This is a genomic window from Paenalicyclobacillus cellulosilyticus, assembly GCF_014647315.1.
Lineage (GTDB): Bacteria > Bacillota > Bacilli > Alicyclobacillales > Alicyclobacillaceae > Alicyclobacillus_J > Alicyclobacillus_J cellulosilyticus.
Genome location: NZ_BMOY01000018.1, coordinates 37,215 through 55,380 on the forward strand (window position 1 = coordinate 37,215; position 18,166 = coordinate 55,380).

Genomic DNA, 18,166 nt, shown 5'->3' on the forward strand with positions numbered 1-18,166 from the left:
TGTCGCGCTCCTCTCGTTGCACCCCACGCCATCAACCGGCGTTCACAGGTCGTCGTGTTCATCGATGGCGCGGCGCAATTGCTCTGTGAACTCCAGCGCGGCGTGATACCCCATGCGTTTGAGCCGGTAGTTCATCGCCGCCACCTCGACGATGACCGCCAAGTTCCGTCCGGGCCGGACCGGGATGGTCACCGCAGGCAAGTCGACGCCGAGGATGCGCTGCGTGTGCTCGTCGATGCCGAGGCGGTCGTACGCCACGTCGTCCCGCCACGCTTCCAGGTGGATCACCATCGACACCTTCTTATGGGTGCGCACCGCCCCGGCGCCAAACAGGGTCATCGCGTTGAGCACACCGAGCCCGCGGATCTCGAGCAAATAGCGCAACAGCGGCGGCGCGCTGCCCACCAAGGTGTCTTCTCCCACCTGGCGGATGATGACCGCATCGTCCGCCACCAGCCGGTGCCCGCGCTTGATGAGCTCAAGCCCGGTCTCGCTTTTGCCAATCCCGCTCGATCCGGTGATGAGAATTCCGATGCCGTACACGTCGACGAGCACGCCGTGGATGAGCGTCTCCGGCGCCAAGCGGGCTTCGAGGAAGGTGGAGATCACCGAAGCCGCACGGGTCGTCACCATCGCCGTGCCGATGACCGGCAACCCGCGTGCCGTCGCCTCCTCCAACAGGACGTCGGGCGGTTGCTGGCCGCGCGAGACGACGATGCACGGCGTCTGTTCGTAGGAACAGAGGGCGAACAGGCGCCGCGCTTGCTCCCGCGGGTCCATGACGGCCAGGAACGACAGCTCCGTGCGCCCCAAAAGCTGAATCCGTTCCGCGGGGTGGTGCCGGAAGTACCCGGCGAGCGCGAGGCCTGGCCGGTTGATGTCCACGGTCGTGATCCGGCGCGTCAGGTCCGCGCCAGCATTGAAGATGTTCAAGCCCAGCTCATCGACCAACTCCCGCACCGTCACCGCTTTCTCCTGGGCCACTGGCCATCCCCCGCTTTCCCCCGGATGCGCGTGAAGTGTGGAGCAGACCGCCCCACACTTCACGACCGTGCGGCACCTTGTTCGCGTCCGCGCCTTGCCTTGCCGTGCATCCGGTCAGCGCACACCGGCCGCCGCCGGCGAGGTGCCGGCCACGCCGACCGCCTGTTCCGTCTCGGCGTCGAAGATGTGCAGCTTGTTCATGTCCATCGTCAGCTTGACTTCCGAGCCGGGCCGCGGATCGAAGCGCGCGCTGACGCGTGCCACGATGGGCTGGCCACCCTTGGTAAAGTGCAAGTACAGCTCGGACCCCATGTGTTCCACGACCTCGACGCGCCCGGTGATGGTCCCCTCGGGATAGGTGGCTTGGAACACCTCGTCCTCGTGCAGGTCCTCCGGCCGGATCCCGAGCACGACCGGTTTGCGGATGACGCCCGCCTGGCGCAACGCCGGGTAGCGGCCCTCCGGCAAGCGGATGGAGATCTCCGGTGCCCGGAAGTAGATGCTGCCGCCCTCCTCCACCAGTTCGCCGCGCAGGAAATTCATCGCCGGCGATCCGATGAACCCGGCGACGAACATGTTCACCGGGTGATTGTACACCTCCTGCGGCGTCGCCACCTGTTGGATGACGCCGTCGCGCATGACGACAATCCGGTCACCCATCGTCATGGCTTCCGTCTGGTCGTGCGTGACGTAGATGGTCGTCGTCTGGATCCGTTGGTGCAGCTTGCGGATCTCCGCGCGCATCTGCACGCGCAATTTCGCATCCAGGTTCGACAACGGCTCGTCCATCAGGAACACCTGCGGCTCACGGACGATGGCACGGCCGAGCGCCACGCGTTGCCGCTGACCGCCCGAGAGCGCCTTCGGCTTGCGGTCGAGCAGGTGCTCGATGTCGAGAATGCGCGCCGCTTCCCTTACCCGCCGGTCGATCTCCGCCTTCGGGAACTTGCGCAGCTTGAGGCCGAACGCCATGTTCTGATACACCGTCATGTGCGGATACAGCGCGTAGTTCTGGAACACCATGGCGATGTCGCGGTCTTTCGGCGCCACGTCGTTCACGCGCCGGTCCCCGATGTACAGGTCGCCTTCCGTGATGTCCTCCAGCCCGGCCACCATGCGCAGGGTCGTCGTCTTGCCGCAACCGGACGGACCGACGAACACCACGAACTCCTTGTCCTGAATGTCGAGGTTGAAGTTTTTGACCGCCACCACGTCACCCGGATACCGCTTCCAGATGTTTTGCAACAGTACGCGTGCCACGCTTCATCCTCCCATCCACACGCTTGAAAACGCTTCGGGTCTGGTTTCAGTATACCGAAGCCACGGCAGGCGTCCGACAGGCAACCTGCATGAATTCACCGCATTCGGCGTAGGCAGGTCGCACTGGCCCCGGACCCGGAGCCCAATCCGCCGGCCTCGGTCTCCTCGCCCGCGAGCAGCGTCGCCAGCCACAGCGCCAGTGCCGCGTCGAAGTCGCGGATGTCATACCCGGTCTGGGCGCGAATGCGTTCAATCCGGTTCATCAAGGTGTTGCGGTGGAGATACAGGAGCCGCGCTGCCTCGCTCACGTTCAGGTTGGCGGCAATCAGCCCGCGCAGCGCTTCCGCGAGTTCCGGTGCCAACCGGACGTCGCCGCCCGGCGCTTGGGCGCGCACCATGTCGAGGAAAAGGCGGACCACCGGCGCCGGGATGGCCTGCAGCAGGTGGGCCACAGGGTTTTCTCCCCACACCACCACCTTGCGCGCGCCTTCCGTCCACAACCGGCTGCGCCAGGCCGCGACCGCGGTCGCGAGCCCGAGATACGCATCCTGCGGCTGAAGCACCGGCGCGCCGACGAACGCCGCGCACGCGGCGAACGCCTCGGCGGCCAACGTCTCGATGAACGCGGTCAGCCCGTCCATGACGCGTGCGTCCTCCACATCATCCAGCGGCCAGAACAAGAGCGCTGCCTGCGCACCGTCCGCCGGCTGTCCGCCACGGCGGGCGTGCCGGCCTTGTCCGCCCGTGCCGCCGGGAACCCAACCCAGCCAGGCGTGGCTGCGCTGCGCCAACGCCACCTCCCGCACCGCCGCCGCCAACTCGGCGCGCGACGCCGGTTCCGCCGCACCCGCCGGCCCGATGTGGAGCACGACAAACCGCCCCGGACCCGGGCCGTCCCCGGGCATCGGCTCGGTGGGCGCATGGCCTTCTGCGATGCGGCGCAGCAGCGCCTCATCCGGCAGGTTCACCAGTTCCGCCAACCAAGCCCGCACCCGTTCCCGCCACCCGCGCCCCTCTGCTTCCGCCAGCGCCCGCAGCGTCCACGACAACGCTGCGCGCAGGCGGCGGTCCAGGTCGGGCGGCTCCACCACCGCAAAGTGGACCTCATCCAAATGCACGCACCACGCGCGGCCGCGCCGCCACCAGTCCCCCACCCTGCGCCTGGCCGGCGGAGCGGCGTACCGCTCCACCGCCACCGCTGCCTCGGCGATGTCCGCCCAAGCCAGGAGCGGATCGTGCCACCATGCGTTCATGCGGTCGTCTCCTGCCGTTCCGCAGTGGTCTGCCGTGCCGCAACGGACTGCCGTGCCGCCGCTTCCTGTGCGGCGGCGGCCGCCTGCCGTTCCGCCGCGGCCATCCGGGCGCGATCCCGCTCCAGAATGCGCCGCAAGAAGCGGCCGGTGTGGGACTCCGGCACGGCGCAGACCTCCTCCGGCGTCCCGGCGGCGACCACCTGGCCGCCGCCCTCGCCGCCCTCCGGGCCGAGGTCGATGATGTAGTCGGCCGTCTTGATGACGTCCAGGTTGTGCTCGATGACCACCACCGTGTCGCCGGCGTCCACCAGCCGGTGCAGCACGGTGAGCAGGCGCTCGATGTCGGCCACGTGCAACCCGGTAGTCGGTTCGTCGAGGATGTACAGGGTGCGGCCGTTGCTGCGCCGGTGCAGTTCGGAAGCCAGCTTCACCCGCTGCGCCTCGCCGCCGGAGAGCGTCGTCGCCGGCTGGCCGAGCCGCATGTAGCCGAGGCCGACGTCGACCAACGTCTGCAGCTTGCGTTGGATACGCGGGATGGCATCGAAGAACGCGAGCGCGTCCTCGATGGTCATATCGAGCACCTCGGCGATGTTCTTGCCCTTGTACCGCACCTCGAGCGTCTCCCGGTTGTAGCGGGTGCCCTTGCACACCTCGCACGGCACGTACACGTCCGGCAAAAAGTGCATCTCAATCTTGATGATGCCGTCGCCCCGGCACGCCTCGCAGCGGCCGCCGCGGATGTTGAAGCTGAAGCGGCCCTTTTTGTACCCGCGCATCTTCGCCTCCGGCGTGGCGGCGAACAGGTCGCGGATGTCGTCAAACACCCCGGTGTACGTGGCGGGGTTCGATCGCGGCGTTCGCCCGATGGGCGACTGGTCGATGTCGATGACCCGGTCGAAGTGCTCGAGGCCGTCGATGCCGTCATGCTGGCCCGGCCGCACCCGGGCGCCGTTGAGGTCGCGCGCCAGCGCCTTGTACAAGATCTCGTTCACCAACGTCGACTTGCCGGATCCCGACACGCCGGTGACGCAGGTGAAGACGCCGACGGGGATCCGGACTGTGACGTCCTTCAGGTTGTGCTCGCGCGCGCCGCGCACCGTGAGAAACCTGCCGTCGCAGCCCCGGCGCGCCGCGGGCACCGGGATGAAGCGCCGCCCCGACAGGTACTGGCCGGTCAGGGATTGCGGATCGGCCATGATCTCCTGCGGCGTCCCGGCGGCGACCACCTGGCCGCCGTGCACCCCGGCTCCCGGTCCCATGTCGATGATGTAGTCGGCGGCGAGCATCGTGTCCTCGTCGTGCTCGACGACAATGAGCGTGTTGCCTCTGTCCCGCATCTGTTCCAGGGTGCGGATGAGCCGCTCGTTGTCCCGCTGGTGCAGGCCGATGCTCGGCTCATCCAGGATGTAGAGCACCCCCACGAGGCTCGAACCGAGTTGGGTGGCGAGGCGGATGCGCTGCGCCTCGCCGCCCGACAGGGTGCCGGCGGCACGCGAGAGGGTCAGGTACTCCAGGCCCACATCGCGCAAGAAGCCCAGACGGGCCCGGATCTCCTTCAGCACCAGGCGGGCGATGGCCTCCTCTTTCGGTGTCAACTGCAGCGCATCGAAAAACTGGATCGCCTCCGCGACCGACAAATCGGTCAGCTCGGCGATGTTCTTGCCGCCCACGCGCACCGCCAGGCTCTGCGGCTTCAGCCGCCGGCCGCCGCATGCCGGACACGGCTTGCTGCTCATGAACTCCTCGATGAATTCGCGGATGCCCTCCGACGCCGTCTCCCGGTACCGCCGCTCCAGGTTGGGAATGACGCCCTCGTAGAGGACCTCCGCCGTCTTCACCTGGCCGAAGTCGTTCTCGAACGTGAAGCGGATGCGCTCGCCGCGGCCGTACAGGATGCGATCCAGTTGCTCCCGCGGCAGCTGTCCCACCGGCGTGCAGGGGTCTATCCCGAACGTCTCACACGCCGCCAGCAAAAGCTGCGGGTAATACGTGGACGTCGACCCCGCCCACGGCACGATGGCCCCGTCCACGATGCTCTTCGACCAGTCGGGGATGATGAGTTCCTCGTCGATCTCCATGTTCACGCCCAACCCGGAGCACGCCTCGCAGGCACCGTACGGGCTGTTGAAGGAAAACATCCGCGGCGAGAGCTCTTCCACGCTGAAGCCGCAGTCCGGGCAGGCCAGGTTTTGGCTGAACAAGATCTCCTCCCGCCCCACCACGTCCGCGATGACCAGGCCGCCGCTGAGCGACAGCGCCGTCTCCAGGGAGTCGGCGAGGCGGGAGGCCACGTCCGGCTTGAGGACGATGCGGTCCACCACCACCTCGATGGTGTGCTTGCGGTTCTTCTCCAGCTTGACGGGCTCCGACAGGTCCCGCACCTCGCCGTCGATGCGCACCCGCACGAACCCGTTCTTCGCGATGTCTTCGAGCAGCTTCTGGTGCTCGCCCTTGCGCCCGCGCACCACCGGCGCCAGCACCTGCAGCCGCGTCCCCGGCTCGAATTCGAGCAGCCGGTCGACCATCTGCTCCACCGTCTGCGAGGCGATGGGGATGCCGCAGTTGGGGCAGTGCGGGCGTCCCACCCGCGCGTACAAGAGCCGCAAGTAGTCGTAGATCTCCGTCACCGTGCCCACCGTCGAACGCGGGTTGCGGCTGGTCGTCTTTTGGTCGATGGAGATGGCGGGCGACAACCCGTCGATGGCGTCCACGTCCGGCTTGTCCATCTGGCCGAGGAACTGGCGCGCGTACGCCGACAGCGACTCCACGTACCGCCGCTGCCCCTCCGCGTAGATGGTATCGAACGCCAGCGACGACTTGCCCGATCCGCTCAAACCGGTGATGACGACGAACTTGTCGCGCGGAATGGTGACGTCGATGTTTTTCAGGTTGTGGGCGCGCGCGCCTTTCACCACGATGGCGTCGTGACGCATGGTCATACCCCTTTGCTCGCATCCGCCCCGGCCTGCGGCTGCGCCGGCGCTGACACGAACACTTCAGCGCGGCCCGGGGCGGACGCTCGTCCTTTGTAGCATGACTCGCTGCGAAGACGGCTTGCAGGCATCGATGAACAAGCGATGAGCCGTCGATGCACGGAGTCCGCCGGGTCAACCGGCGCGCTCGGAGAGCTCGATGATGAGGTCGCGCAGTTGCGCCGCGCGTTCGAACTCGAGCGCCTTGGCGGCATCCTTCATCTCCTTCTCCAGCTTGGCGATGAGCGACCGCCGCTCCTTCGGCGACAACTGCTGTGCCTGCGCGGCGACGGAGACGTAATCCGACTTTTCCTCCGCCGCGCGCGTCGCCTCAATCACGTCCCGCACCGCCTTCTGCACGGTCTGGGGCGTGATCCCGTGCGCCTCGTTGTACGCGATCTGCTTCCGGCGGCGCCGCTCCGTCTCCTCGATGGCGATCCGCATCGATTCGGTGATGGTGTCGGCGTACATGATGACGCGTCCGTTGGCATTGCGCGCCGCCCGCCCGATGGTCTGGATGAGCGACCGCTCCGCCCGCAGGAACCCCTCCTTGTCGGCGTCGAGGATGGCCACGAGCGACACCTCGGGCAAATCGAGCCCCTCCCGCAGGAGATTGATGCCGACCAGGACGTCGAACACGCCGAGGCGCAGGTCGCGCAGGATGACCATGCGCTCGATGGTCTTGATGTCCGAGTGCAGGTAGCGGACTTTGATGCCCAGTTCCTTCAAATAATCCGTGAGGTCTTCCGCCATCTTTTTGGTGAGCGTCGTCACCAGCACCCGTTCGTCGCGGCGGATGCAGGCCTTGATCTCGCCGACCAAGTCGTCGATCTGGCCGCGGACGGGCCGGACGATGATCTCCGGATCGACGAGACCGGTCGGGCGGATGATCTGTTCCACAATCCGCTCCTGCTTTTCGAGTTCGTACGGCCCCGGCGTCGCCGACACGTAGATCACCTGGCCGATGCGCGCTTCGAACTCCTCGAACGTCAACGGCCGGTTGTCGGCGGCCGACGGCAGCCGGAAGCCGTGTTCGATGAGCGTCAGCTTGCGCGTCCGATCCCCGCCGTACATACCGCGGAGCTGCGGAATGGTCACGTGCGACTCGTCGATGAACGTCAAAAACCCTTCCGGGAAGTAGTCGAGCAGGGTGTGCGGCGGTTCGCCCGCCGCCCGCCCTTCCAGGTGGCGCGAGTAGTTCTCGATGCCCGAGCAGAACCCCATCTCGAGCATCATCTCGATGTCGTAGTTCGTCCGCTGCTCGAGCCGCTGTGCCTCGAGCAGCTTTCCTTGCGCGCGCAACTCCGCCAGGCGCTCCGCCAATTCCTCCCGGATACGGTCAATCGCCCGCTCCAGGCGTGCGCGCGACGTCACGAAGTGGGAGGCCGGGAAGATGGCGACGTGATCGCGCCGACCCAACACCTCCCCCGTAAGCACGTCGATCTCGGTGATCCGCTCAATCTCGTCCCCCCACAACTCGATGCGGATGGCCTGCTCGCCGCGGGAGGCGGGGAACACCTCGATGACATCGCCGCGCACGCGGAACGTGCCGCGCGTGAAGTTGATGTCGTTGCGCTCATACTGCATGTCGACCAACCGGCGCAGGATGCTGTCGCGGCTCTTCTCCATCCCGACCCGCAGCGACAGAACGTGTTCCTTGTACTCCGCCGGGCTGCCGAGGCCGTAGATGGCCGACACGCTGGCCACGACAATCACGTCGTTGCGCTCCAACAGCGCGGCCGTGGCCGAATGGCGCAGCTTGTCGATCTCGTCGTTGATCTTCGCGTCCTTCTCGATGTACGTATCGGTGGCCGGGATGTACGCCTCCGGCTGGTAGTAGTCATAGTAACTGACGAAATATTCAACCGCATTATGCGGGAAAAACTCCTTAAACTCCGCCGCCAGTTGGGCCGCCAGGGTCTTGTTGTGCGCCAGCACCAACGTCGGCCGGTTCAAGCGTGCAATCACGTTCGCCATGGTGAACGTCTTCCCGGAACCGGTCACGCCGAGCAGCACCTGATGGCGCAACCCGCGCTCCACCCCGTCCACCAGCTGGGCGATGGCTTCCGGTTGATCGCCTTTCGGGGTGTAGTCCGAAACCAGTTCAAACCGCCCCGGCAACGGCGCCATGCGCCTCACCCTCTTCCGCCGTGCGTGCTCGGAACATCCTTGCAACCTCCTTGCGGCCGCTCCATGCAGACGGAACGCGTGGAAGCATACCGCATAAGGATTATGTTATCACGCAGGCGAACAAAACGGAACACGCGTTCCGGGGCGGCGCGGCGGATGCCCCCGCGCGACAGCCCAGGGGCTGCCGTGCTGCCGTGGCCTCTCCGCTTTGGCGGCGCGGGCAGGTGCGTCCGGGCGCCTACGGTTGACGGAGGATGACGACGTTGACGCGCCGGTTCAACTGGCGGTGGGCGTCGGTGTCGTTCGGCGCGACCGGGTGGTACTGCCCGTAACCGACCCCGGCCAACCGGTCGCCGGCGATGCCCTGGCTCTGAAAGAAACGGACGACGCCGATGGCGCGGGCCGCCGACAATTCCCAGTTACTCGGGAACTGCGGTGTCGAGATGGGGCGGTTGTCGGTGAAGCCTTCGACGAGAATCGGGTTGTTCACCTGTTTGAAAAACGGGACCAGGCCGGCGAGCAGCGCCCGGGCCTGCGGCCGGATGTCCGCCTTGCCGGTGTCGAAGAGGACCACGTCGCGCAGCGTGATCCGCACCCCGCGCGCCTCGTTGTAGACCGTCACGTTGCCCTGGAGATGATGGGCGCGGATGTAGTTTTGCACTTCCTGGAACAGATTGTCGAGCGCCTTGTCGTTCGGGCTCTTGGCCGGGTGCGTCTGTACGCCCGGATGCGCCTTGTTGCCCGTGTCGGACGGGTTGGCCGCGTTGATGAGCGCGGTCTTGCCCAGGTTGTCGAGCGGGATCTCGTCGCTCTTGTGCAGGGCCGCGGCCAACGAGCGTTCGAGCGCGATGAACTTCACCTGGTTGATCTGGGACATCGCGTACATGACGACGAAGAAGATCATCAACAGGGTGATGAGGTCGGCGTACGTGATCAACCAGCGTTCATGGTTTTGCTTACGCGTGTGCGGTGTTTTAAACGGTCGACGCATTGGTCTGCCCCATCTCCCTGGCTTCCGACGGGCGTTTCGCCGTCCGCTGCGACGGTGCCAGGAATGCCTTCAGCTTTTGGCTGAGGATGTTCGGGTTCTCTCCCGCCTGAATCGACAGCACGCCCTCAATCATCATCTGCCGCAGCAGCACTTCCTCCGCGTTGCGCCGGCGCAGCTTGTTGGCGAGGGGGAGCCAGAGCACGTTCGCGCTGGCCACGCCGTACAGGGTGGCGGTGAACGCGGTCGCAATCTGCGGCCCGAGGGCATCGACGTTTTTCAAGTTCCCCAACACGTGCACCAAGCCCATCACCGTGCCGATGATGCCCATGGTCGGCGCAAAGCCGCCGGCGGTCTCAAAAATGCTCGCCGCAGCCTCGTGACGCTCCTCGATGTGCGCGAGTTCCGTCTCCAGCATCTGCCGGACCAATTCCGGGTCGACACCGTCGACCACCCACTGGATGCCGTTGCGCAAAAACGAGTCGTCAAACGCCTCCAGTTGTTCTTCCAAGGCGAGAATCCCTTCGCGGCGGGCGGTCTGCGCCAAGCGCACCAGCTGATCGATGAGCGCCAGCGGATCGTGCGGGCGTTGAAAGAACGCATGGCGCAAGTAAGCGCCGATGCCTGCGAATTGGGAAAAGGACACCGACGTCAGCGTCGCGCCGATGGTCCCGCCGAAGATGATGATCAAGGCGTTCGGTTGCCACAGCGCCACCAGGCTTCCGCCGTCGAGCGTGAAACCGACAGCCAGGCTGGCGATGGCGAGGACGATGCCGAGGGCCGTCGCAAAATCCATGCGGGTCACTCCTTTCTACCGTTCAGCCCCGTTCCGCCACAGAGCCCTGCAGGTGCGGCCCGACGGCACCGGGCGGCGCGGCGGCTGGTTGCCCGTGCTCCCGTGCGGACGGATGGCGCGCGGTGAAACGCGCGTACAGCGTCTGCCACAGGCCTCCCCGCCCGGGGGGCCGCAAAAACGCCTGCACCACGCCGTCATCCGGCGGCAACACCAACCCGAGGCGATGGCGTTCGCCTTCATAGACCGGCTTGCCGGCCCAGCGCGGTTCGCCCCGCAGATCGACGACCTGGAGCCGGACATACGCGGGATTCTGGTTGAACGCGAAATACAGGTCATACCCGGTGTGGACGGGAACCTGATTGATGTGCGTGATGATTTCGCCCGGCCGGATGCCCACCTCCGCCGCCAGCGACCCCGGCTGGACGCCGAGGACGCGCACGCCGGAAGAAACCGGGACGAACAGCGGATCGCCCACGGCTTCCGCGCGCGCCATCCACCAGAGCATCGCCTCGCGGCTGGCGAGGGCGAGGACGGGCGCCAGCCAACCGGCGGCCCCCCAACCGTGGCGGACCGCCCACGCGGCGGCGGCCAGGCAGACCACAGCCACCGCGTCGTACACCCATACCGGCCGCATCCCTTCTCCCGGCTGGCGCGTGGTCCAAAAACCCGCGTGCCCGACGAGTAAAGGCACGCCCATGGCGCCGAAACCGGCCGTACCGGCGGCACCTGCGGCACCGGCGAGACTTGCCGCGCCGAACCACGGCCATCCGGGCGGCAGCAGGCCAGGCCAAGCCAGGCCGCCCGGAGCGACGGCAAGCCAGGGCACGGCGAAGCACAACTGGGAGACGGCGCAACCGATGCCTTTCCCGCGGCGGCCCCAGACCATGGCGGGCGTTCCCGGGTGGCGCCGGTTCCACACCAACAGGATGAATTCCGCCAAGCTGGCGGCCGCAGCCACCGCAAGGCACGTTCCCGGATTGCACGCGGCGACCGCCCGCGCCATGCCCGCCCAAGGAGCCGGCAAGCCGGCAGCGAATGCCGACGCGACGGTTGCCGCCAGGGCGACCACGGAGGCGCTGTACAGGGTCGCAGCAAAGCGCAACCGCAGCAAACCGAGCACCACCGTCACCGCCGTGACCGCGACAGCCACCCTTGCCGGCACAACGACGCCCGCGGCGGCGGCAAGAACGGAGACGATGATCCCGGTTACCGCGGCTTGCAAGAAACGCTGGCGCACAGCCCGCCACGGCCGGGTGACCCGCACGCCGAACAGCCGGCGCTCGCGCCGCACGTTGCGGGCGAGTTCCCAGATGACGAGCAACCAACCGGCGTACCAGACCGGGTTTGCGAACAGCCGGATCAGGCCTTGCCATGCCGCCTGTCCGACCAGGCTCCACCACGTCCCCATGTCCGCCCCGTCCCTTCTCTCAAACGCGTAAGAAGCGGCGGATGGACATCGCGCCGCCCCAGACCCCGATGGCGATGCCGAGGCCGAACATCACCTCGGCCAGGCGGATGGCCAAATCGGACGCCGGGACGAGCGGGAACGGCAGGATGAAGAACGTCCCGCTCATCCGTTGATAGATGGAGGCGTAACCCCAGACCAGAAGGGCGTACGGCAGCGCGGCCCCCAACACGCCAATCATCATGCCTTCCATCAAGAACGGCCAACGGATGAACCAGTTGGTCGCCCCGACGAGCTTCATGATCTCAATCTCCCGTCGCCGGGAAAAGATGGTGATTTTGATGGTGTTGGCGATGAGGAACATCGCGGTGACGGTCAGCCCCACCACGAAGACCAGGCCGAGATTGCGCAGCACGTTGAACAAATGGAGGAGCTTGTCGACGACCGACCGCCCGTCGTTCACCTGGTACACGCTCGGCAATCGCCGCAGCTCCTGCCCGAGCGGCAACAACTCGTCCGGTGACGTGGCTTTGACGACCAGCTTCACCGGCAACGTGTTCTTGGCAGACAAGCCGTCCATCAAAGCGCGGTACTGAGGTGAGATGTCGCGGCGTAACTGGGCGAACCCGTCTTCTTTGGAAAAGTACTGGACCGATGCCACGCCCGGCAGCTGCCGCACCGCCTGGGCGACCTGCTCTCCTTGCGCGTCGCTGATGCTCGGCTTGAGGAACACCTCAATCTCCAGTTGACGCGTGACATAATTCGCCATCTGCTGCGCGTTGAGCGCGACCGTGAGAAACACACCCAGGATGAGCAGCGTGATGGCGACGGCGCTGACCGAGGCGAAGGTCATCCAGCCGTTGCGCCACAGGTTCTTGAATCCTTCGCGTACGTGGCGCGCCATGGTCCTAATCCTCATACCCGTACAACCCTTTGGGCTCGTCCCGGACAATGACGCCGCGCTCGATGGCGATGACGCGCTTGCGCATCGTGTTGACGATCTCCTTGTTGTGCGTCGCCATGACGATGGTGGTGCCTCGGTCGTTGATGCGTTGAAACAGCTTCATAATCCCCCAGGACGTGTCCGGGTCCAGATTGCCCGTCGGCTCATCGGCGATGATGACCGACGGGTTGTTCGCGATGGCGCGGGCGATGGCCACGCGCTGCTGTTCCCCGCCCGAGAGCTGGCTCGGCAACATGTGCGCCTTGTCGGCCAACCCCACCCAGTCCAGCACGTCCATCACGCGTTTGCGAATGACCCGCCGCGGCGTGTTGATGACTTCCAGCGCAAATGCCACGTTCTCGTACGCCGTCAGCTTCGGCAACAGCTTGAAATCCTGAAACACCACGCCGATGTTGCGGCGCAACAGCGGCACCTTGCGGTCTTTCAGCCGTCCAATGTTGAACCCGTTGACGAAGATGTGCCCGCGCGTCGGGCGCTCCTCGCGGTACATCAGCTTGATGAAGGTCGACTTGCCCGCACCGCTCGGCCCGACGACGTACACGAATTCGCCCTGGTCGATTTTCACGGAAATCCCGTTGATGGCCTTGGTCCCGTTGCGGTACTCCTTCCACACGTCCTGCATCTCAATCATCAGCAAACTCCCCTTCGGAACCAGCGCCAAAATGAAAAAGCGCCAAACCTGCCCGTATTCGCTAGGTTCGACGCCCATCGGCAAAATCCTGTTGAAGCCCGTCGGAAAAAGTCTGCCAGGCCAACCAACCGCCTGGCTTCATGCCTGCATCCCTTCCGGATGGCCGTCCTGCGTCCCACGGCCTGCGCCGCCCGGATGCAGCCCGGTGCCCGCGTCCGGCGCATGGCGATGGCCGCCGCCAACCCGGTCGATCCCGAGCTTCATCGCGCCCAGCGCGCCCAGCACCGCCAGCGCTTCCGTCGGCACGAACAGGGTCGTCGCCTGGCCATTGGCGATGCCCTGCAGGGCCTCCAGCGACTGGTACGTCAACACGTTCGGATCGAGCCCGGCCGCTTTCAACATCTCAATCCGCGCCCGCTCCGCCTCGGCCACCATCCGGATGGCCTGAGCGCGTCCCTCCGCTTCGAGCTGTTGCGCCTGGCGCAGGCCTTCCGCCTGGCGGATCCGCGACTCCCGCTCACCTTCCGCGCGCAAGATGAGGCTTTGTTTCTCGCCCTCCGCGAGGAGGATGGCCGCCTGGCGCTCACCCTCCGCCTGCAGGATGTTGGCCCGCTTCTCCCGCTCCGCCTTCATCTGCTTCTCCATCGCTTCCTGAATCTCTTTCGGCGGCTGGATGTCCACGATTTCCACCCGGTCGATCCGCACGCCCCACGACTCGGTCACTTCGTCCAGCGCGGTGCGCAGCGCCAGGCTGATCTTCTCCCGGCCGGCCAGGGTCTCGTCGAGCTCCATCTTGCCGACCACCTGGCGGATGTTGGCCGCCGTGATGTTCTGGATGCCCTGGACCACGTTGGCGATGTTGTAGGTCGCCATCTTCGGATCGACGATGGTGTAGAAGAACACCGTGTCGATTTGGATCTGCACGTTGTCCTTCGTGATGACCATCTGCGGCGGCACCACCACCTGCTGCGTGCGCAGATCGAGCACGCGCACGACGCGATCGATGAACGGCACCACCAGGTTGACCCCCGGGTGCAGCGTGGCATGGTACTTGCCGAGCCGCTCCACGATGGCCACCCGCTGCTGCGGGATGATGCGAATGCCGCGCAAAACCACCAAAATCGCCAACAGAATCAAGACCAGGACGATGACGGACGTGATCACGCCTCATTCCCCCTCTCCCCGGGCCGCCCGTCTGGGCGGGCGTCGCCCGGCGTTCGCCCTTGCCCGTCGACGGCCGCCACCTCAAGCACCGGGCCTGCCGCGGCGACGACCACGACCGTCTGCCCGGGCACGAGCGGATGGCGGGAACGGGCGCTCCACACCTGCCCGCGGACGCGGACGGTGGCCAACCCTTCCGGCTCGGCCGGCGTCACCACCGTCGCCGTGGCGCCGACCAGGCTCTCCACCTGCCCGGCGTAGGTGCGGCGCTGGCGCAGCCGCCGGGACGGCCCGCGGGTGAACCACAACAGCACGACCGACACGACCACAAAGCACACCGCCTGCACCCACAGGACATCTGTCGCCAACGCCACCACGGTGGTGACGAGCGCGGCGAGACCAATCCACATCAGCACGAACGTTCCGCTCAACAACTCCGCCCCGCCCAAGGCCAAGGCGGCCAACAACCACACCCACCAAGGCATGTTCTGCCTCTCCCTTCCCGGGGGAACCCCCTCGGAACCTGGTTACGCGCTGCCTTGTCCCGCCCGCGCACACGCCCAGCCGCCCGTCACGGAAACGCGGCACGTTCAACCGTCCACGCCTCCAGCCGATCGCGCCGTACCCGTGCGGCCACCCCCGTCACCGGCTCGATGGGCAACACCCCGGGGCGGGCGAACGCGACCGGTGGGTCAATCACGTCCTGGGCAAAATAGCGGTCGCTTGGCCCGATGTCCCCGGGCATGGTGAATCCAGGCAAGCTCGCCAGGGCGAGCGCATGCAGGCGGCCGATGCCTGTCTCCATCATGCCGCCGCACCACACCTCGATCCCGTGCTCGCGGCAGGCGTCGTGGACACGCCGGGCTTCGGCAAACCCGCCGACGCGCCCGATCTTCACATTGACCACCCGGCACGCCCCCACGGCGGCCGCCTGCTCGACGTCGTGCGCGTCGCGAATGCTTTCATCGAGGCACACCGGCGTGCGGACAGCCTGCTGCAGGCGCGCATGATGAATCAGGTCGCCGGGCGCGAAAGGCTGCTCCAACATCGCCAGGCCGAGATCGTCGAGGCGCCGCAAGTGTTCGAGGTCCGCCAGGCGGTACGCACCGTTGGCGTCGGCCGCGAGCGAAATGTCGCCAAACGCCCGCCGGATGGCGGCGAGCGGCTCGACGTCCCACCCGGGCTGGATCTTGACCTTGACCCGCGCGTACCCTTGCTGGAGCGCTTGCTCCACCTTGCCGAGCAGCGTCGGAATATCCGGCTGCAGCCCGATGCTGATGCCGGAGCGGGTCTCCGTCCGCACGCCGCCCAGCAACTGAACGAGCGGCCGGCCGGTGAGCGCCGCGAACGCATCCCAGACCGCGGTTTCGAGCGCCGCTTTGGCCATCGGGTTTCCGCGCAACGGAGCCAACACCTCGTGCACCCGTGCGAGATCCGCCGCGCTGTGCCACGCCTCCCGCATCAACCTGGGCAGCATGTGTTCTGCCCACATGTGCCACGCCGTCGCGATGGTCTCCTCTGTATACAAAGGTGCGGGACCTGCCGCGCACTCGCCGAAACCTGAAACCCCTTCGTCCGTGATGAGTTCGACGATGGCGACGTCCTTTTGCGCTTGCCGCCCGTAAGAAGTGGCAAACACGTCTTGGAACGGCACCACGACACGGCGGAAAACCGCGGCGACAATCCGCACAGTCCGCCTCCTTTCGCCTCTGCACACAGGCGCTGCGCCTTGCCGTCCTGCTCCCTTCATTATAGCCTTTCGCCGGGATGCGGTGTGTGGCGCCGATGTTTGTCCCGGCGTTTCGGTATAATAAATGGGTAATCCCATCCAGGGAGGTCCGAGCGGCATGACTGCGCAACCTGTCCCCACGCATCCTTTGCAGTTGCCGCCGCGCGATGCGAAGCCAAGGACGCGCGGCATCACCATCCTCATCGACAACGGCGTGCCGACTTCTCACTTCACCGATGTCATCCAGAGCCACCATCCGTACATCGACTTTGTCAAGTTCGGGTGGGGCACAGCCATCGTGACCCTGCAATTGGCGGACAAAATCCGCTGTTTGCGCGATCACGGCGTCGAGTTCTTTTTTGGCGGGACGCTGTTCGAAAAGTTTCTGTTGCAAGACCGCGTGGAAGCCTACATCGACTTCTGCCGCGCGCACGACTGCCGCTACGTCGAGGTCTCCAACGGCACCATCGATCTGGACAACACCCAAAAAGCGGAATACATCGCCCGCCTGGCCCATCATTTTACCGTGTTCAGCGAAGTGGGCTACAAGGACAGCGAGCGGTCCCTCAACCTGCATCCTGCACGGTGGATTGAATACATGCGGCAGGACCTGGCCGCCGGCGCGGCGAAAGTGATCACGGAAGCACGTGAGAGCGGGACCAGTGGCATCTGCCGCGCGGACGGCGAGGTTCGGTACGGATTGATTGAGGAGATCATCGAGTCCGGGATTCCGCTGGATCAGATTGTGTTTGAAGCGCCGAACAAGACGTTGCAGACCTATTTCATCAAGCGGGTCGGGCCGCAGGTCAATCTGGCCAACGTGCCGTTCGATGACGCGATCGCCCTCGAAACGTTGCGGTTGGGGCTGCGTTCCGACACCCTGACCTTGTTCGATCCTGCTGCATCCAAGTGAGTTTTGGCACCGTGCCAGACACGGGAACACACCACCACCGACGGTGACAAACCAAGAGGGGGACGATGCGGATGCGCGACATGTACAACGTGTTTCACCTGGCGATTCCCGCGCGCGATCTCGACGAAGCGTACAATTTCTACGTCAAGGGTTTAGGCTGCAAGCTGGCGCGCCGCTATTCAGACCGGATCACGCTCGACTTCTTCGGTGACCAGTTGGTCTGCCATTTGTCGAACGAGATCGATCCGAATCCGAAGATGTACCCGCGCCACTTCGGCATCACGTTCCGCGAGCGTCGGCAGTTCGACAATTTGTACAAGCTGGCCAAACAACGGGAATTGCCGTTCTTCCAAGACCTCATGGTACGCTTCGAAGGCATGGTGGAAGAGCACCTGACGTTCTTCCTCATCGACCCATCGAACAACCTGCTCGAGTTCAAGTATTACCACGACGAGCGGATGATGTATTGATGGGGTGTCCCTGTATCCCCGGCCTCACTCCAACCGCGCCTTACGGCGCGAGTCGTTCGGCCGGGGATACAGGGACACTTTTCATATGTGTAAGTGTGCGCGGGAAAGCTGCCACCCGGTGTGTCCGTTCCCTCCGCGCGCCATCCCGCGCCTGTCGGCACGGGTCCCTCGGCCGGGGATACAGGACACTTTTCGTATGTATCAGTGTGCGGGCAAGCTGCCACCCGGTGTGTCCGTTCCCTCCGCGCGCCATCCCGCGCCTGGTGGCACGGGTCCCTCGGCCGGGGATACAGGGACACTTTGGATATGTACTGGTCCGGGTAAGCTGCCACCCGCCTTGGGCCCCGTATCCCCAAGCGCACGGCGCACGGCGCACGCACAAGGCGTGGCCGGAGCGCACGCGGGGATACGGGCCGTTGAAGCAGGTCGTGCCGCCGAGATGCGAAAGGGGAGAGCGGTTGGCGTTTGCCAAGCCTCGCTCTCCCCTTCGCCTTCCTCGCTCGCCTGGCA

At 65.8% G+C, this 18,166-nt stretch carries 15 protein-coding genes; 2 read left to right on the forward strand and 13 right to left on the reverse strand.

From position 1 onward, the window contains the following. Positions 1 to 42: 42 nt before the first annotated feature. The 13 genes from hprK to menC form a co-directional block, all read right to left on the reverse strand. Entirely contained in the window at positions 43 to 984 is a 942-nt protein-coding gene (hprK, locus tag IEX97_RS07050) for an HPr(Ser) kinase/phosphatase (RefSeq protein WP_188881987.1), read from the reverse strand. A gap of 114 nt (positions 985 to 1,098) precedes the next feature. Next, positions 1,099 to 2,244 carry an ABC transporter ATP-binding protein gene (locus IEX97_RS07055; protein WP_188881988.1) on the reverse strand — a complete coding sequence of 382 codons (1,146 nt, stop codon included), beginning with the start codon at positions 2,242 to 2,244 and terminating at the stop codon, positions 1,099 to 1,101. 95 nt (positions 2,245 to 2,339) lie between these two features. Continuing rightward, positions 2,340 to 3,497, reverse strand: coding sequence for a helix-turn-helix domain-containing protein (locus IEX97_RS07060; RefSeq protein WP_188881989.1), 1,158 nt, complete (start codon positions 3,495 to 3,497; stop codon positions 2,340 to 2,342). After that, positions 3,494 to 6,430, reverse strand: coding sequence for an excinuclease ABC subunit UvrA (gene uvrA / locus IEX97_RS07065; RefSeq protein ID WP_188882014.1), 2,937 nt, complete (start codon positions 6,428 to 6,430; stop codon positions 3,494 to 3,496). The genes IEX97_RS07060 and uvrA overlap by 4 nt, the downstream gene beginning before the upstream one ends. A 174-nt stretch (positions 6,431 to 6,604) precedes the next feature. Continuing rightward, the gene (gene uvrB, locus IEX97_RS07070) at positions 6,605 to 8,599 is read right to left on the reverse strand and encodes an excinuclease ABC subunit UvrB (protein WP_308426193.1); all 1,995 of its coding nucleotides are present in this window, start codon (positions 8,597 to 8,599) and stop codon (positions 6,605 to 6,607) included. A 238-nt stretch (positions 8,600 to 8,837) separates the two neighbouring features. Then, positions 8,838 to 9,590, reverse strand: a complete 753-nt coding sequence (locus IEX97_RS07075; RefSeq protein WP_188881990.1) for a flagellar motor protein MotB — start codon at positions 9,588 to 9,590, stop codon at positions 8,838 to 8,840. Then, on the reverse strand, positions 9,574 to 10,383 hold the full coding sequence (locus IEX97_RS07080) for a flagellar motor protein (RefSeq protein WP_188881991.1): 810 nt from the start codon (positions 10,381 to 10,383) through the stop codon (positions 9,574 to 9,576). Before IEX97_RS07080 ends, IEX97_RS07075 begins: the two co-directional genes overlap by 17 nt. 22 nt (positions 10,384 to 10,405) lie before the next feature. Then, positions 10,406 to 11,791 carry a PDZ domain-containing protein gene (locus tag IEX97_RS07085; RefSeq protein ID WP_188881992.1) on the reverse strand — a complete coding sequence of 462 codons (1,386 nt, stop codon included), beginning with the start codon at positions 11,789 to 11,791 and terminating at the stop codon, positions 10,406 to 10,408. A gap of 19 nt (positions 11,792 to 11,810) precedes the next feature. Then, entirely contained in the window at positions 11,811 to 12,692 is an 882-nt protein-coding gene (gene ftsX, locus IEX97_RS07090) for a permease-like cell division protein FtsX (protein ID WP_229776577.1), read from the reverse strand. A gap of 4 nt (positions 12,693 to 12,696) precedes the next feature. Next, a complete protein-coding gene (gene ftsE, locus IEX97_RS07095) occupies positions 12,697 to 13,383 on the reverse strand; it encodes a cell division ATP-binding protein FtsE (protein ID WP_188882016.1) in 687 nt (228 codons plus the stop codon). A gap of 138 nt (positions 13,384 to 13,521) precedes the next feature. Further along, the gene (locus IEX97_RS07100) at positions 13,522 to 14,547 is read right to left on the reverse strand and encodes an SPFH domain-containing protein (RefSeq protein ID WP_373289418.1); all 1,026 of its coding nucleotides are present in this window, start codon (positions 14,545 to 14,547) and stop codon (positions 13,522 to 13,524) included. Next, complete coding sequence (locus IEX97_RS07105) at positions 14,544 to 15,029, reverse strand: NfeD family protein (RefSeq protein WP_188881995.1); 486 nt, start codon at positions 15,027 to 15,029, stop codon at positions 14,544 to 14,546. Before IEX97_RS07105 ends, IEX97_RS07100 begins: the two co-directional genes overlap by 4 nt. An 86-nt stretch (positions 15,030 to 15,115) precedes the next feature. After that, entirely contained in the window at positions 15,116 to 16,234 is a 1,119-nt protein-coding gene (gene menC / locus IEX97_RS07110) for an o-succinylbenzoate synthase (protein ID WP_188881997.1), read from the reverse strand. Positions 16,235 to 16,391: 157 nt separating this feature from the next. Here menC and IEX97_RS07115 point away from each other — a divergent pair, with 157 nt between their 5' ends. Beyond that, positions 16,392 to 17,186 (forward strand): phosphosulfolactate synthase, encoded by a 795-nt coding sequence (locus IEX97_RS07115; RefSeq protein WP_188881999.1) that lies wholly within the window; start codon positions 16,392 to 16,394, stop codon positions 17,184 to 17,186. A 71-nt stretch (positions 17,187 to 17,257) separates the two neighbouring features. Next, positions 17,258 to 17,656, forward strand: coding sequence for a VOC family protein (locus IEX97_RS07120; RefSeq protein WP_188882000.1), 399 nt, complete (start codon positions 17,258 to 17,260; stop codon positions 17,654 to 17,656). The last annotated feature ends 510 nt before the right edge of the window (positions 17,657 to 18,166 follow it).

Excerpts from the sequence above, each read along its gene's own strand:
- IEX97_RS07060 (WP_188881989.1), bottom strand. The coding sequence starts at position 3,497 with ATGAACGCATGGTGGCACGATCCGCTCCTGGCTTGGGCGGACATCGCC.
- uvrA (WP_188882014.1), bottom strand. The coding sequence starts at position 6,430 with ATGCGTCACGACGCCATCGTGGTGAAAGGCGCGCGCGCCCACAACCTG.
- uvrB (WP_308426193.1), bottom strand. The coding sequence starts at position 8,599 with ATGGCGCCGTTGCCGGGGCGGTTTGAACTGGTTTCGGACTACACCCCG.
- IEX97_RS07075 (WP_188881990.1), bottom strand. The coding sequence starts at position 9,590 with ATGCGTCGACCGTTTAAAACACCGCACACGCGTAAGCAAAACCATGAA.
- IEX97_RS07080 (WP_188881991.1), bottom strand. The coding sequence starts at position 10,383 with ATGGATTTTGCGACGGCCCTCGGCATCGTCCTCGCCATCGCCAGCCTG.
- IEX97_RS07085 (WP_188881992.1), bottom strand. The coding sequence starts at position 11,791 with ATGGGGACGTGGTGGAGCCTGGTCGGACAGGCGGCATGGCAAGGCCTG.
- ftsX (WP_229776577.1), bottom strand. The coding sequence starts at position 12,692 with ATGGCGCGCCACGTACGCGAAGGATTCAAGAACCTGTGGCGCAACGGC.
- ftsE (WP_188882016.1), bottom strand. The coding sequence starts at position 13,383 with ATGATTGAGATGCAGGACGTGTGGAAGGAGTACCGCAACGGGACCAAG.
- IEX97_RS07105 (WP_188881995.1), bottom strand. The coding sequence starts at position 15,029 with ATGCCTTGGTGGGTGTGGTTGTTGGCCGCCTTGGCCTTGGGCGGGGCG.
- IEX97_RS07115 (WP_188881999.1), top strand. The coding sequence starts at position 16,392 with ATGACTGCGCAACCTGTCCCCACGCATCCTTTGCAGTTGCCGCCGCGC.
- IEX97_RS07120 (WP_188882000.1), top strand. The coding sequence starts at position 17,258 with ATGCGCGACATGTACAACGTGTTTCACCTGGCGATTCCCGCGCGCGAT.